Here is a 14,164-nt window from a genome sequence, read left to right as displayed (position 1 = left end):
TCGGCCTGCGTCGAGAGGGGCCGCGACAAGCCCTGCTGGTTTGGCTATGCATCGCCCCAGGCAAAGACAAGACAGATTGCACAGGATCGGACCGATCGTGACAGCAGCTTCGGACACCACCCATTTCGGTTTCGAGACCGTGCCGCTCGCCGAGAAGCAGGCCAAGGTCGACGACGTCTTCCACAAGGTCGCCGCCCGCTACGATGTGATGAACGATCTCATGTCGGCGGGCCTGCATCGGGCCTGGAAGAGTGCGCTGCTGACGGCGATCAACCCGCCGAAGGACCGGCCCTTCCGGCATCTCGACGTGGCCGGCGGCACGGGCGACATCGCCTTCTCGGTGCTGGAGGCGGGCGGACCGCAGACGCAGGTGACGGTGCTCGACATCAACGCGGAGATGCTGAGCGTCGGGCGCGATCGGGCGGCCAAGCGCTTCCCCGACGACGACCGCATCGCCTTCGTCCAGGGCAATGCCGAGGAACTCGGCCTGCCCGACAACCATTTCGACGCCTATACGATCGCCTTCGGCATCCGCAACGTGCCGCGCATCGACAAGGCCCTGTCGGAAGCCTACCGGGTGCTCAAGCGGGGCGGGCGGTTCCTGTGCCTCGAATTCAGCCATGTCGACGTGCCCCTACTGGACAAGGTCTACGAGGCCTATTCCTTCAACGTCATCCCGCCGATGGGGCGGATGGTGACCGGCGAGGCCGAGCCCTACCAGTATCTGGTCGAATCGATCCGCAAATTCCCGCGCCCGCAGGCCTTCGCCGGCATGATCGAGGCCGCCGGTTTCCGCCGCGCGAAGTTCACGCCGATGACCGGCGGCGTCGTGGCGCTGCATTCGGGCTGGAAGCTGTGAGGCGTACCTTTCATCGCGCCGTCGTCCCGGGCGACCGGAGGGAGACCCGGGACCCATTCCAGTACCGGTCCGGCATGGGTCCCGGGTCTGCGCGTCGCTCCGCCCGGGACGACGGCGCGCTTGGGTTCACAGATGAAGCCGAAGCGCCGACGGGCGTTCTCCCATGATCTCCTCCCTCTTCCATCTCGCACGCACCGCCCGCGTCGGCTTCGTGCTGGCGCGCGAGGGTGCGCTCGCCCTGGTCGACCCGTCCGTGCTGCCGCCGCTGGCGCGCGGACTGATCCGGCTTGGACGGCTGATCGAGCGGCGCGGCGCCGGGACGTCCGCGACGCGGCTGGCGGCGGCGCTGACGCGGCTCGGCCCTTCTTATGTCAAGTTCGGGCAGTTCCTGGCGACGCGGCCGGACGTGGTCGGCATGAAGATCGCCTCCGATCTCTCGGCCCTACAGGACCGGATGCCGCCCTTCCCCGTCGCCCAGGCGCGCGCCATCATTGAGGCGGCTCATGGCCGGCCGGTGGAGCAGGTCTTCGCGTCATTCGGCGAGCCCGTGGCTGCGGCCTCGATCGCGCAGGTGCACCGCGCCCGGCTGAACGACGGCCGCGAGGTCGCCGTGAAGATCCTGCGGCCGGGCATTCGCGACCGTTTCCAGCGCGATCTCGGCGCGATGCGCTTCGGCGCGGAACTCGCCGAGCGACGCTCCGCAGAGGCGCGCCGCCTGCGCATGACCGGCGTGGTCGAGACGCTGGCGCGCTCGGTGACGATGGAGATGGATCTGCGGCTGGAGGCCGCCGCGCTGTCGGAATTCGCCGAGAACACCAAGGACGACGCCGATTTCCGCGTGCCCCAGCCCGACTGGCAGCTGACCGCGCGCGAGATGCTGGTCGACGAGTGGATCGACGGGGTCCGCCTGTCGGACATCGAGGGCCTGCGTGCGGCCGGCCACGATTTGCCGACGCTGGGGCGCATCGTCATCCAGTCCTTCCTGAAGCACGCGATCCGCGACGGCTTCTTCCATGCCGACATGCATCCGGGAAACCTGTTCGTGGATGCGCAGGGCCGGCTGGTGGCGGTCGATGGCGGCATCATGGGGCGGCTCGGCCTGAAGGAACGGCGCTTCCTCGCCGAGATCCTGCTCGGCTTCATCACCCGCAACTATACCCGCGTCGCGGAGGTGCATTTCGAGGCCGGCTATGTACCGGTTCATCACGACGTCGCCGATTTCGCGCAGGCGATCCGCGCTGTCGGCGAGCCGATCCATGACAAGAGCGCCGACCAGATCTCGATGGCGAAGGTGCTGACGCTGCTCTTCGAGATCACCGGCATGTTCGACATGGCGACGCGCACCGAGCTCGTCATGCTGCAGAAGACCATGGTGGTGGTCGAGGGCGTGGCGCGCACGCTCGATCCGCATCTCGACATGTGGAGCACGGCCGAGCCGGTGGTGCGCGACTGGATCACGCAGAATCTCGGCCCGCTCGGCCGGGTTCAGGAGGCCGGGCGCGGGGCAGGGTCGCTGCTGGGCAGCCTGTCGCGCCTGCCCGAGACGGTCGCCCGCGCCGAACGCGTGCTCGGGCAGCTCGAGGACGCCTCGCGCCACGGTTTCTCGCTCGACGAGCGCAGCGTCGCCGCGATCGGCCGCGCCGAGGCGCAGCGCAACCGCTGGGGCAACTGGGCGCTCTGGGTGATCGCAGGCCTGCTCGCCTGGGCGGTGCTGGGGTAACCCTGTCATTCCGGGGCTTCGCGGAGCGAAGAACCCGGAATCCACGGCTTGGCGCAGCCCACCCAGCTTCCCGATCCGGAATTTCGAGAATGTATGCCCCTCGCCCGGTCGTGGGTTCCGGGTTCGCCGCTGTCGCGGCGCCCCGGAATGACAGGCGGCTCAGCCGCAATTGGCCCTGTCGGCCGGCATCTCGGCGCCGATCATCCAGTTCGTGCCGAAGCGGTCGCGCAGCATGCCGAAGCGGGGCGCCCAGAAGGTTTCCTCCATCGGCATCTGGGTGGTCGCGCCCTCGGAGAGGGCCGCGAAGAGGCGCTCGGCCTCGGCGATCTCCGGCACGTTGACCGACACCGAGACGCTGCGCATCGGGCCATCGCTGCGCTCGGGCGGGGCGTCGGAGGCCATTAGCATCTGGCCGTCGAGCTCGAGGCAGGCATGCATGATCTTGTCCAGCCATTCGGGCGGGACATGGGCTTCGGCCGGCGTGCCGCGATGGTCCATCATGGCGACGATCCGGCCGCCGAAGACGGTCTCATAGGTGGTGAAGGCCTCGCGGCAGTTGCCGTCGAACATCAGATAGGGGGCGATCTTCATCGGTCTCTCCTTCGGACGGACGCGGGTGATCAGGCCACGCGGCGGTATTGAGCCGTCATGAATTCGCTCCAGCCGCCTTTGCCGTCGGGCATGTAGGACGCCAGGATGCGGTGATCGGGCGAGCGGAGGGTGACGACGTCGCGATAGGGGATGATGGCGCCGTCGCCCATCATGTTCGGGCCCGAGGATTCGAGCGTCAGCACGTTGGCGGCTTCGTCGAGGGTACCCTCGTAGAGCCAGTGATGCGTCATCATCGAACCGATGAAGCTGCCGACGAAACGACCCTTCACGGGGTCGAAGCCCAGCGTCATCAGCGTCCTGCCGGTCGTGCCGTCGGGCAGCTCGCCCTCGCCTTCGCCGAGCGTCCAGAGCCCGCCGAGCGATCGCACGGTTTCCCTGCCCTTGGATTTCTGCCGCGGTTGGTCCGGCCCCATGGCGCAGTCCATTTCCGAGGTCCACTCGCCGACGAGCTGCTGCAGCCAGTCGTGTTCCTTCTGCGGTTTGGCGAACATCGGCATCTCCTCCTCGTAGTCTCGTTCTCGGGCTCAGCCTAAGTTAACTGATTGGTTTAGTAATTAGCGATGGTCATCGAGTCAAGGCGAGGCCCCTGTCAGCCGCCGGCAGTTGTCACGCGCGCGCGGCCGGGGCTAAAGCTCGTGCGAACGAAAGGACGCCCCCGCCCATGACGTTCGAGACAGCCGCAAATCCCGCCGCCGCGATCGACCGGCTCGAACGTCTCTATGGCGAGGCGCGGGCGGCGCTGCGCCGGGACCTGCAGCGCTTCTTCGACACAGGGCAGGCGCCGACGCCCGGCGAGCGCGCGGCTTATCGCTACCCGCTGCTGCGCGTGACCTATGAGCCGTCGAGGCTGCCGACGGCCACCCGGCGCGGCTATGCGAAGTTCGCGGCGCCGGGCATCTACTCGACCACCGTGACGCAACCGGCGGAGTTTCGTGCCTATCTGCTCGACCAGCTTCAGCCGCTGGTCGAGGAGTATGGCGCGACGATCGAGACCGGCGTCAGCGACCAGGAGATTCCCTACCCCTATGCGCTCGACGGCGGCGACGAGCTGGGGCGCGGCAAGATCACGGCGGCCGAGCTGGCGCGGTATTTCCCGACACCGCTGCTCTCGCTGGTCGGCGACGAGATCGCCGACGGCACCTTCGACATCGTCGAGGGGCAGCCACGGCCGCTCTCGCTGTTCGACGCGGTGCGGGTGGATTATTCGCTGCGCCGGCTGGTGCACTACACCGGCACCGACTGGCGCGCGGTGCAGCCCTGGGTGCTGCTGACCAACTACCACCGCTATGTCGACCAGTTCGTCCGGCTGGGGCTGGCCGAGATTGAAGCCGGCACGGCACAGGCGCTGGTGACGCCGGGCGGGGTGCGGATCGAGCGCGACGGTGTCGATGTCAGCGCGGCGGAACGGGTGATGTCGGCGCCCTGGCACCGCTTCCAGATGCCGGCCTATCACCTGCTGCGCAAGAACGGGCAGGGCGTGACCCTGATCAACATCGGCGTCGGCCCCTCCAACGCCAAGAACATCACCGACCATCTGGCCGTGCTGCGCCCGCATTGCTGGCTGATGGTCGGCCATTGCGGCGGCCTGCGGCAGACGCAGATCATCGGCGATTATGTCCTCGCCCATGCCTATCTCAGGCAGGACGGAATCCTCGACGAGCTGGTGCCGCCGGACGTGCCGGTGCCTGCGCTGGCGGAGGTGCAGGTGGCGTTGCAAGAGGCCGCCGCCGAGGTGACCGGCGAGAAGGGCGACCAGCTCAAGAACCGCCTGCGCACCGGAACCGTGGTGACGCAGGACGACCGCAACTGGGAGCTGCGCTGGACCAAGGAGCGTCGACGGATCAACCTGTCGCGCGCCATCGCTGTCGACATGGAGTCAGGCACGATCGCGGCGCAGGGCTACCGGCTGCGTGTGCCCTATGGCACGCTGCTCTGCGTTTCCGACAAGCCGCTGCATGGCGAGATCAAGCTGCCGGGTGCGGCGAACGCCTTTTACGAGCGCGCCGTCAGCGAGCATCTGCGGATCGGGCTCGCGGCGCTGGAGAAGCTCAAGAAAGCCGGCTCGACGATCCATTCGCGCAAGCTGCGCAGCTTCGACGAGCCGCCCTTCCGGTGAGCGGGCCGCGGAGCTCGCGCACCGTCATGCGGTGATGCGGTCGATCCCGGCGAGGTCGTCGGCGGTCAGCGCCCAGTCGGCCGCCTTCACATTGGCAGCGATCTGCTCCGGCTTGGTCGCGCCGGCGATGACGCTGGAGACGACCGGCTGGGCGGCAAGCCAGGAGAAGGCGAGCTCGACCAGCGTCTTGCCGCGCGCCTCACAGAAATCGGTCAGCGCCTCGATCTTCGTCCAGTTCGCGTCGCTGAAGATCTGGCCGGCGCGCTCGGGCAGCTTGGTCAGGCGTGCGCCGTCGGGCATCGGCGCGTTGCGCTTGTATTTGCCGGTGAGGGCGCCGTTGGCGAGCGGGAAATAGGGCAGCAGCCCCATGCCGTAATGGCTGAGCGCGGGGATCAAGTCCTTCTCGGCGCCGCGCTTGAGCAGGCTGTACTCGTCCTGCGCCGAGGCGAAGCCGGCGAGACGCAGATCGCGCGCAGTCCATTGCGCGTCCGCGACCTGCCAAGCCGGCATGTTGGAGCAGCCGGTGTAGCGGACCTTGCCCTGCGTCACGAGATCCTCGAGCGCGCGCAGCGTCTCGTCGATCGGGGTCAGCGGGTCGGGCGTGTGGAACTGATAGAGGTCGATCCAGTCGGTCTTCAGCCGCGAAAGCGACTCCTCGACGGCGCTGATGATGTAGCGGCGTGAACCGCCCTGCCCGCCATGGAACATCTTCATGCCGAACTTGGACGCCAGCACGATGTCCTTGCGGCGCGCGCCGAGCAACTCGCCGAGCACCCGTTCCGAACCCGCCTTCTCGCCATAGATGTCGGCGGTGTCGAACAGGGTGATGCCATGGTCGATCGCCGCATCGACGACCCTGGCCGCCGCCGCATCATCGATGCGTCCGCCAAAATTGTTGCAGCCGAGGCCGACAAGGGAGACGCGCAGGCCGGAGCGGCCGAGATTGCGGAACTGCATGGAAGAGGTCCTTCTGCCGGAAGGCCCACAGGACCAGAGCCGGGCCGCCGTCACAAGCACGGCAAGCGGCCAGCGCCGCTGCGCAGGACGCAAGGCGGATGGACGCAGCGCAGCCAGCCGTAATGAGCCGGCCCGCGCCTCAGTGCGACATCAGGCAGCAGACGGGCGTGGTCTCGATCAGATCCTGCGTGACGCCGCCGAAGATCCATTCGCGCAGGCGGCTGTGGCCATAGGCGCCGGCAACGATGAGGTCGGCTCCCTGCTGCGCGACCTGTCGGGTGATCTCGTCGACGATGTATTCGCCGCTGTCGGGGCGCAGCACCGCGCGCGCCGCGATCCCGAACTGGGCGAGATAGCCGCAGACATCCTGCGCGCCGTCGTCCTCGGGATCGGCCCCGACCGCAAGCACGCTGACCAGTTCGGCCCGGACCAGAAACGGCAGCGCATCCTGGACGGCGCGCCGCGCCTCGCGCGTGTCCTTCCATGCGACGATCACGCTCTTGGCGGTCAAGGTTTCGACGCCCGGCGGAACCAGCAGGATCGGTCGCCCGAGCTCCATGACGATGTCGCCCGGCGCGACGCCCATGCGCCCCAGCGCCTGATCGTCTGGCCCCTGCCTTGCCATCACCACCAGATCGGCCGCACGCGACTGCGTCAGCGCGAAGGCGCGGGGTTGCTCGATCGCGCAGCGCCAGTCGAGCGCGACGCCCTGCGCCGCCTGGCGAAACAGGGCCTCAGCCCTGGCGAGATCCTCGATGACCACGCCGCGGGCGTTCTCGACGAGGACGGCGTCGACCATGCCGGTGCCGTCGCCATAATAGGGCAGATCGATCTGATCGGCGCCGATGCCGATCAGCCGGCAGGACAGGGCCCTGGCCAGCCCAGCGGCGAAACGGATCGTCGCCTGCGCACCGGTGCCGAGATGAACGGGCGTGAGCAGCGCGCCAAAACCCAGAGGCTGGGCGGCGGATCGGGCAGTCGGCATGGCCATCGTCTCCGTCGGAGAGGGTTGCTATGGCGGTGGGGGTCAGGCCGCAGCCGGCTTGCCCACGGGATGAATGGCCACGACCTTGTAGGGCAGGAAGTCGCCATCCTGCTCGCGGATCGAGACATATTCGCCGATCGTGAAGCGGTGGCGGTCGAGCTTGTAGCCGACCTCGTCGTCGTCGCTGGAGGCATCGTTGTAATCGATTCCCCAATTCGCGCCGCCCTCGCCGCCGGCCCGGTGCAGCAGCCAGCCATAGCGGTCAGACTCACCGGGGCTGAAACGGCGAACGCGGCATTTGTCCCGCGCCGCCTGCCATTCCGCGGCCACCAGCCGGCCTTCGGCATCGAGCGGCGCGGTGATCTCGTAGCCGTCCCGGCTGTCGCCTTCAGGATGGGTGGGCGTGCGCCCCAGATGAAGCGAGATGCGCTGTAACATGGTGCCGTTCCTTCGGTCTTCCGTTCGCCGATCTACTGTTTCATCGATCGCCACAGGGTGGATTGATCCAGCGCAAGATGCCGCCTGCGCCTTCGGGGCAAGCTGCCGCAACAGAACAACAGCCTGGAGGCTCGCCATGCTCGCATCGATCAAGAGTGTTTTCATCGCCTTCACGGAAGAAGGGCGCGGGGAGCAGAGCTCGGCCCTCGCTTACGCGATGTCCCTGTCGCAGCAGGCGGGCGCGCATCTGACCCTGCAGGCCGCCTCGATGCGCTATGGCGTGCCCGGCTCTCTGGTCGGCGCCTTCGGGGCCGAACTGATCAACCGCGAGAACCGCCGCATCACCGAACTGGCCGATGCCTTCGCGGAGAAGGCCAGGGGCCGCGCCGATCTCGCCGGGGTGACCTGCACGATCGAGACGCCGTCGCTGATCTACGCCAATCTCTGCGACCAGCTGCTCGCCCATGCGCGGGTCCACGATGTCAGCATCCTCGATCTCGAGAAGGACCCGGTGCAGCGCGACCGCGGGTTGATCGAGGCGGCGTTGTTCGACAGCGGGCGGCCCGTCCTGATCGTTCCGCCCGGCTGCGAGACGTTTTCGGCGAAGCGGATCCTGATCGCCTGGGATGGCGGCGCCTCGGCGGCGCGGGCCGTCGGCGATGCGATGCCCTTCCTGAGCGAAGCCGACGAGGTCGAGATTCTCACGGTCAGCGGCGAAAAAGATCTGTCGAGCAGCCTCGGCGGCACCGATCTCGCGCCGCATCTGTCGCGGCACGGCATCAAGGTCACGGTTCGCAACGTGGCGTTGACGCAGCCCGACGTCGCCAGCGAGATCGCGCAGGCGGCGAAAGCCTTCGGCGCGGATCTGATCGTCTGCGGCGCTTACAAGCATTCCCGGCTGCGCGAGTGGCTGCTCGGCGGTGTGACGCAGTCGCTGCTGAAGGACAGCACGCTGCCGATCCTGATGAGCCACTGAGAGCCGCCGCGGCGCGCCGACCAGGCAACGCTCAGAACAATAAAAAAGGGCGCGCCGCGAGGCTCGCCCTTTTTGATTTCAATGGCTCGGAAGGAAGCCGATCAGGCCACTTCGGCCTTCATCTTCTGCGAGCGCTTGCGCTCGTTGGGGTCGAGAACGCCCTTGCGCAGGCGGATCGACTTCGGGGTGACCTCGACCAACTCGTCATCGTCGATCCAGGCCAGCGACCGCTCCAGCGTCATGCGGATCGGCGGGGTCAGGCGCACGGCCTCGTCCTTCGAGGTGGTACGGATGTTGGTGAGCTTCTTGCCCTTGAGCACGTTCACCTCGAGATCGTTCTCGCGGGTGTGCTCGCCGACGATCATGCCCTGATAGACCTTCCAGCCGGGCTCGATCATCATCGGGCCGCGATCCTCGAGGTTCCAGAGCGCATAGGCCACGGCCTCGCCGGTCTCCATCGCGATCAGCACGCCGTTACGGCGGCCGCCGATCTCGCCCTTGTAGGGGAGATAGGCATGGAACAGCCGGTTCATGATCGCGGTGCCGCGCGTGTCGGTCAGCAATTCGCCCTGGTAGCCGATCAGGCCGCGCGTCGGGGCATGGAAGACCAGGCGCAGGCGATTGCCGCCGGAGGGCCGCATCTCCAGCATGTCGGCCTTGCGCTCGGACATCTTCTGCACGACGACGCCGGAATGCTCCTCGTCGACGTCGATGATGACCTCCTCGATCGGCTCGAGCAGCTGGCCAGCCTCGTCGCGCTTGAGCACGACGCGGGGACGCGAAACGCCGAGCTCGAAGCCCTCGCGGCGCATCTGCTCGATCAGGATCGCGAGCTGGAGTTCGCCGCGGCCCGAGACGATGTAGCTGTCCTTGTCCTTGGCTTCCTCGATCTTCAGCGCGACATTGCCCTCGGCCTCCTTGAACAGGCGGTCGCGGATGACGCGGGTGGTGACCTTGTCGCCTTCCGTGCCGGCCAGCGGCGAATCGTTGACCATGAAGGTCATCGAGACGGTCGGCGGGTCGATCGGCTGGGCCTTGATCGGGGTCTCGACGGACGGGTCGCAGAAGGTGTCGGCGACGGAGCCCTTCACCAGACCCGCGATGGAGACGATATCGCCGGGGATGGCCTCTTCGATCGGCGTGCGCTCGAGGCCACGGAAGGCCAGGATCTTGGTGATGCGGCCGCTCTCGACCAGCGTGCCGTCGCCCGACAGCACCTTGATCTGCTGGTTGGGCTTGGCCGAGCCGGAGACGACGCGACCGGTGATGATGCGGCCGAGATAGGGGTTGGCCTCGAGCAGCGTGCCGAGCATCCGGAACGGACCCTCCTCGATGCGCGGCTCGGGCACATGGCTGAGGATGAGGTCGTACATCGGGGCCAGGCCCTGGTCCTGCGGACCGGCGGGGTCATGGGCCATCCAGCCCTGCTTGCCCGAACCGTAGAGGATCGGGAAATCGAGCTGCTCGTCATTGGCGTCGAGCGCGGCGAAGAGGTCGAAGACCTCGTTGATCACCTCGGTGACGCGGGCGTCGGGCTTGTCGACCTTGTTGATCGCCACGATCGGCTTGAGGCCCAGCTTCAGGGCCTTCGACACCACGAACTTGGTCTGGGGCATCGGGCCCTCGGCGGCATCGACCAGCACGATGGCCGAATCGACCATGTTCAGGATGCGCTCGACCTCGCCGCCGAAATCGGCGTGGCCGGGGGTATCGACGATGTTGATGCGGACATCCTTCCAGACGACCGAGGTCGCCTTGGCGAGAATGGTGATGCCGCGCTCCTTCTCGAGCTCGTTGGAATCCATCACGCGCTCGATCACGCGCTGATTGTCGCGGTAAGTACCCGACTGCTGCAGGAGCTTGTCGACGAGCGTAGTCTTGCCGTGGTCGACGTGGGCGATGATGGCGATATTGCGCATGGACATGCGGGAAGGGCCTTTGTCATGGCCACAAGCCGGCGAGGATCGATGCCCTGCCGGCGCAGCCCGTTCACGAGGAAACTGGAATTCGCTGCGCTGCACATAACCCTTGACGGGCGTTTGGGCAACCACGAACGGCCCGCTCGCCGGGCGCAGGGTGAATCGCGTGCCGGCCCGGAGCCGCTTTGCCGCTGCGTTCGGTCCTCGGAAGGCCGTCAGCTGGCCAGCCTGTCGCCGTCACGACATCAGATCTGGATGGCTGCGGCCCTGATCTTGGCCTCGACCACCGCGCGGCTAACCTGATCGAAGACCAGGCGGTAGGCCGCAATGGCCGAGGAATCGAGGTTGCCCTGGCCGAAATCGCCGAGAACCTCGAGCAGGATCGCATCGGCTTCGCTGCGGTAGCGGTCGAGCCTGTCCAGATCGGTCGTGCTGCGGATCTGCGGCAGGAGCGCCAGCAGGCGGTCGAGCCCCAGCATCGCCTGCCGCCGTCTTGCGGCGCTTTCGCGGCCGAGCAGGCCGGCCGCGCCGGTGCCAAACAGCGACAGCGCCATGACGCCGAGATAGAACCAGTCGCCATAGCGCTCGAAGAACGTCTTCTGTTCGCCGTCGATGAAGGCGGCGGCACCGGGATGGACGGGCAGCGGCGCGTCCTTGTCGGTCGCGGGCGCCTCGAGCCCCTGGATCTGCGGCAGTTCTGCGGCCAGCGTCACCCGCAGCGCCAGAAGCGCGCTGACGAGGTTTCCGACGACGTCCTCGTCGAGATCCTGCGAGGCGACCAGCCGCGAGGTGATCGCGATCGTCGGCAGGTTCTCCGACGGGCGCGGCGGATCGCCCCCGAGCGCGCCCCTGACGATCTCGCCGGTCTCGATGGCGCGCACCCGCGCCGCCAGCGCGTCGGCCTCGCGGATCGGGATCAGGACGGGGTCCTCGCCCCAGGCCGAGCGCAGCCGGGCGGTGCCGTCGCCATTGGCGCGTGCCCCCACCGCATTGACGGAAAAGAAGGCGTCGACGCGCCGTTCCCTGGCCGCGGGGACGATCTCGTCGGGCGTCAGGCCGATGATCGTCACCTCGGTGGGATCGACCTCGTACTGCGCCAGCACGAGCTTCAACAGCACGATATTGCCGGCGGGATTGCGCACCACCCCGACCCTGCGACCGCGCAGATCGGCAATGCGGCCGATCGCGCTGTCCTTGTCAGTGATCAGGAAGGGAAAGGACCGACGCGTGATCAGCGCCGTATCGGCCTTGGCCGGCAGCGCGATATCAGGCCGCACGATGGCGAGATCGGCGTCGCCGCCATCGACCTTGCGGGCGCTCTCCTCCGAGCCTTCCGTCAGGATGAGCCTGAGGCGAATCTGGGATTTCTCTCGGTTGAGCCCCTGCACGAAGCCTGCCGCCATCCGGGCATCCTCGGAACCGAGCGGGCCGACGGCCAGTTTGAGCGTGCGCGGCTGATTGGCGACGTAGAAGATCGCGGCCGTCAAACCGGCCATCGCCAGCAGCCCCGCCAGGATCGTGAAACCGCGCCGTCCCTTGCCGAACACCCGTATCTGCCCGCCCTGCCGCGCCTCGACCCACCGTCCGGGCTCGTCGAGCATTGCTTCGTCTGTCATCATGTCGCAAGTGCGGCGCCGTTCACCTTCATGCTAGAGCCGTGCGATGGAACGTCCCGTGCCTCCCTTCGCGATCAAGATCTGCGGTCTGTCGACGCCGCAGACGCTGGATGCTGCCCTGACCGCCGGCGTCGAGATGATCGGCCTCGTGTTTCACCCTAGGAGCCCGCGCTTCGTCTCGGACATCCAGGCCCTCGAACTCGCCGCGATGGCGCGCGGCCGCGCCGAGATCGTGGCGCTGATCGTCGATCACGAGCCCGACGAGGCCCGCCACCTCGTCGAATGGCTGCGGCCCGACTGGCTGCAACTGCATGGGCAGGAAACGCCTGAGCGGGTCGGCGCCATCAAGGATGCGACCGGCTTGTGCGTCATGAAGGCGTTGGGCATCGCCACGCAGCATGATCTCGCCGCGATCGCGTCCTATCAGGAGGTCGCCGACCGCATCCTGCTCGACGCCAAGGCGCCGAAAGACGCCGCCTATCCGGGCGGGCATGGCAGACCGTTCGACTGGTCGATCCTGGCGGCGCTCGACCCCGCTTTGCGCTTCATGCTATCGGGCGGGCTCGATCCGGCGAATGTGGCGCAGGCCATCACCGTCACAAGGCCATCGGGCGTCGACGTCTCGTCGGGCGTGGAAAGCGCACCCGGCGTCAAGGACATCGATCGGATCACGGATTTCGTCGTTGCGGCACGGGCCGCGGCGGCAGCAGCGACACAAGAGGCAGGCCGGACATGAACGCGCCCCAGAACCCCAACACCTATCGCTCCGGCCCCGATGAGAACGGGCGCTTCGGCCTGTTCGGCGGGCGCTTCGTCGCCGAGACGCTGATGCCGCTCGTGCTGTCGCTGGAGCAGGCCTATGAGGCCGCCAAGGTCGATCCCGGCTTCCAGGCCGACATGGCCAACTATCTGAAGCACTATGTCGGCCGGCCCTCGCCGCTCTATTTCGCAGAGCGCATGACGGACCATCTCGGCGGCGCGAAGATCTATTTCAAGCGCGACGAACTCAACCACACCGGCGCGCACAAGGTGAACAACGTGCTCGGCCAGATTCTGCTGGCGCGGCGCATGGGCAAGAAGCGCATCATCGCCGAGACCGGCGCCGGCCAGCATGGCGTCGCCACAGCGACGCTCTGCGCCCGCTTCGGCCTGGAGTGCATCGTCTATATGGGCGCCGTCGATGTCGCGCGGCAGGCGAGCAACGTCTTCCGCATGAAGATCCTGGGCGCCAGCGTGGTGCCCGTGCAGTCGGGCACCAAGACGCTCAAGGACGCGATGAACGAGGCCCTGCGCGACTGGGTCACCAATGTCGACACCACCTTCTACTGCATCGGCACGGCGGCGGGCCCGCACCCCTATCCGGCCATGGTGCGCGACTTCCAGTCGGTGATCGGCAACGAGACCCGCGAGCAGATGCAGGAAATGGAAGGCCGCCTGCCGGATTCGCTGATCGCGGCGATCGGCGGCGGTTCGAACGCGATCGGCCTGTTCCACCCCTTCCTCGACGACCCCACGGTCAAGATGTGGGGCGTGGAAGCAGCCGGCCATGGTCTTTCGACAGCGCAGCATGCGGCCTCGCTGACCGGCGGACGGCCCGGCGTGCTGCACGGCAACCGCACCTATCTGCTGATGGACGATGATGGACAGATCAAGGACGCGCATTCGATCTCGGCCGGCCTGGATTACCCCGGCATCGGCCCCGAGCATGCCTGGCTGCACGATACCGGCCGCGTCTCCTACATCTCCGCGACCGATGACGAGGCGCTTTCGGCCTTCCAGCTCTGCTCGAAGCTCGAGGGCATCATCCCCGCGCTGGAGCCGGCTCATGCGCTGGCCAAGGTGATCGAGCTCGCCCCGACCCTGCCGAAGGATCATCTGATGGTGATGAATCTCTGCGGCCGCGGCGACAAGGACATCCCGCAGGTTGCCGAAATCCTCGGCGGGATGTGACAAAAATCGCGGCTGA

The 14,164-nt window shown here is 67.4% G+C and carries 13 protein-coding genes; 6 read left to right on the top strand and 7 right to left on the bottom strand.

Features of this window, described 5'->3' with window-relative positions; translation table 11 throughout:
- Positions 1-46 precede the first annotated feature (46 nt).
- Positions 47-859 (top strand): bifunctional demethylmenaquinone methyltransferase/2-methoxy-6-polyprenyl-1,4-benzoquinol methylase UbiE, encoded by an 813-nt coding sequence (ubiE, locus tag Q8S38_RS14105; RefSeq protein WP_371125885.1) that lies wholly within the window; start codon positions 47-49, stop codon positions 857-859.
- Positions 860-1,022: 163 nt separating this feature from the next.
- On the top strand, positions 1,023-2,579 hold the full coding sequence (gene ubiB / locus Q8S38_RS14100; RefSeq protein ID WP_305681060.1) for a 2-polyprenylphenol 6-hydroxylase: 1,557 nt from the start codon (positions 1,023-1,025) through the stop codon (positions 2,577-2,579).
- A gap of 159 nt (positions 2,580-2,738) precedes the next feature.
- Here ubiB and Q8S38_RS14095 read toward each other — a convergent pair whose 3' ends face one another.
- Both Q8S38_RS14095 and Q8S38_RS14090 read right to left on the bottom strand, forming a co-directional pair.
- On the bottom strand, positions 2,739-3,170 hold the full coding sequence (locus Q8S38_RS14095; protein WP_305681059.1) for a VOC family protein: 432 nt from the start codon (positions 3,168-3,170) through the stop codon (positions 2,739-2,741).
- Positions 3,171-3,199: 29 nt separating this feature from the next.
- Complete coding sequence (locus tag Q8S38_RS14090; RefSeq protein ID WP_305681058.1) at positions 3,200-3,682, bottom strand: DUF1579 domain-containing protein; 483 nt, start codon at positions 3,680-3,682, stop codon at positions 3,200-3,202.
- A gap of 170 nt (positions 3,683-3,852) precedes the next feature.
- Here Q8S38_RS14090 and Q8S38_RS14085 point away from each other — a divergent pair, with 170 nt between their 5' ends.
- Positions 3,853-5,307, top strand: a complete 1,455-nt coding sequence (locus Q8S38_RS14085) for an AMP nucleosidase (RefSeq protein ID WP_305681057.1) — start codon at positions 3,853-3,855, stop codon at positions 5,305-5,307.
- Positions 5,308-5,331: 24 nt separating this feature from the next.
- On the opposite strand, the gene Q8S38_RS14080 is transcribed toward Q8S38_RS14085, so the two are convergent.
- The 3 genes from Q8S38_RS14080 to Q8S38_RS14070 form a co-directional block, all read right to left on the bottom strand.
- Entirely contained in the window at positions 5,332-6,264 is a 933-nt protein-coding gene (locus Q8S38_RS14080; RefSeq protein ID WP_305681056.1) for an aldo/keto reductase, read from the bottom strand.
- 139 nt (positions 6,265-6,403) lie between these two features.
- On the bottom strand, positions 6,404-7,249 hold the full coding sequence (locus Q8S38_RS14075) for a universal stress protein (protein WP_305681055.1): 846 nt from the start codon (positions 7,247-7,249) through the stop codon (positions 6,404-6,406).
- A 42-nt stretch (positions 7,250-7,291) separates the two neighbouring features.
- Positions 7,292-7,825 (bottom strand): hypothetical protein, encoded by a 534-nt coding sequence (locus Q8S38_RS14070; protein WP_305681054.1) that lies wholly within the window; start codon positions 7,823-7,825, stop codon positions 7,292-7,294.
- On the opposite strand from Q8S38_RS14070, the gene Q8S38_RS14065 reads away from it, so the two are divergent.
- Positions 7,824-8,663 (top strand): universal stress protein, encoded by an 840-nt coding sequence (locus Q8S38_RS14065; RefSeq protein WP_305681053.1) that lies wholly within the window; start codon positions 7,824-7,826, stop codon positions 8,661-8,663. The two genes, Q8S38_RS14070 and Q8S38_RS14065, sit on opposite strands and share 2 nt — an antisense overlap.
- Positions 8,664-8,764: 101 nt before the next feature.
- Here the strand turns inward: Q8S38_RS14065 and typA are convergent, their stop codons facing one another.
- Both typA and Q8S38_RS14055 read right to left on the bottom strand, forming a co-directional pair.
- Positions 8,765-10,588, bottom strand: a complete 1,824-nt coding sequence (gene typA, locus Q8S38_RS14060; RefSeq protein ID WP_305681052.1) for a translational GTPase TypA — start codon at positions 10,586-10,588, stop codon at positions 8,765-8,767.
- A 239-nt stretch (positions 10,589-10,827) separates the two neighbouring features.
- A complete protein-coding gene (locus Q8S38_RS14055) occupies positions 10,828-12,201 on the bottom strand; it encodes a TAXI family TRAP transporter solute-binding subunit (RefSeq protein WP_305681051.1) in 1,374 nt (457 codons plus the stop codon).
- Between the two features lie 43 nt (positions 12,202-12,244).
- Between Q8S38_RS14055 and Q8S38_RS14050 the strand changes: the two genes are divergently transcribed.
- Positions 12,245-12,934: a phosphoribosylanthranilate isomerase gene (locus Q8S38_RS14050; protein ID WP_305681050.1), complete on the top strand. Its 690-nt coding sequence runs from the start codon at positions 12,245-12,247 to the stop codon at positions 12,932-12,934.
- Positions 12,931-14,148, top strand: a complete 1,218-nt coding sequence (gene trpB / locus Q8S38_RS14045; protein WP_305681049.1) for a tryptophan synthase subunit beta — start codon at positions 12,931-12,933, stop codon at positions 14,146-14,148. The genes Q8S38_RS14050 and trpB overlap by 4 nt, the downstream gene beginning before the upstream one ends.
- Positions 14,149-14,164 lie beyond the last annotated feature (16 nt).

Source organism: Allobosea sp., from assembly GCF_030695125.1.
In the GTDB taxonomy this organism is placed as follows: Bacteria; Pseudomonadota; Alphaproteobacteria; order Rhizobiales; family Beijerinckiaceae; genus Allobosea.
The sequence above is the reverse complement of the archived record's forward strand: the minus strand, read 5'-3'. Positions and strand labels throughout refer to the sequence as shown.

Bases quoted from the DNA above. Each gene is read 5' to 3' on its own strand.
- Q8S38_RS14055 (WP_305681051.1), bottom strand. From the start codon at position 12,201: ATGATGACAGACGAAGCAATGCTCGACGAGCCCGGACGGTGGGTCGAG.
- Q8S38_RS14070 (WP_305681054.1), bottom strand. From the start codon at position 7,825: ATGGCGAGCCTCCAGGCTGTTGTTCTGTTGCGGCAGCTTGCCCCGAAG.
- Q8S38_RS14065 (WP_305681053.1), top strand. From the start codon at position 7,824: ATGCTCGCATCGATCAAGAGTGTTTTCATCGCCTTCACGGAAGAAGGG.
- trpB (WP_305681049.1), top strand. From the start codon at position 12,931: ATGAACGCGCCCCAGAACCCCAACACCTATCGCTCCGGCCCCGATGAG.
- typA (WP_305681052.1), bottom strand. From the start codon at position 10,588: ATGTCCATGCGCAATATCGCCATCATCGCCCACGTCGACCACGGCAAG.
- Q8S38_RS14080 (WP_305681056.1), bottom strand. From the start codon at position 6,264: ATGCAGTTCCGCAATCTCGGCCGCTCCGGCCTGCGCGTCTCCCTTGTC.
- ubiB (WP_305681060.1), top strand. From the start codon at position 1,023: ATGATCTCCTCCCTCTTCCATCTCGCACGCACCGCCCGCGTCGGCTTC.
- Q8S38_RS14075 (WP_305681055.1), bottom strand. From the start codon at position 7,249: ATGCCGACTGCCCGATCCGCCGCCCAGCCTCTGGGTTTTGGCGCGCTG.
- Q8S38_RS14095 (WP_305681059.1), bottom strand. From the start codon at position 3,170: ATGAAGATCGCCCCCTATCTGATGTTCGACGGCAACTGCCGCGAGGCC.
- ubiE (WP_371125885.1), top strand. From the start codon at position 47: ATGCATCGCCCCAGGCAAAGACAAGACAGATTGCACAGGATCGGACCG.
- Q8S38_RS14050 (WP_305681050.1), top strand. From the start codon at position 12,245: ATGGAACGTCCCGTGCCTCCCTTCGCGATCAAGATCTGCGGTCTGTCG.
- Q8S38_RS14085 (WP_305681057.1), top strand. From the start codon at position 3,853: ATGACGTTCGAGACAGCCGCAAATCCCGCCGCCGCGATCGACCGGCTC.
- Q8S38_RS14090 (WP_305681058.1), bottom strand. From the start codon at position 3,682: ATGTTCGCCAAACCGCAGAAGGAACACGACTGGCTGCAGCAGCTCGTC.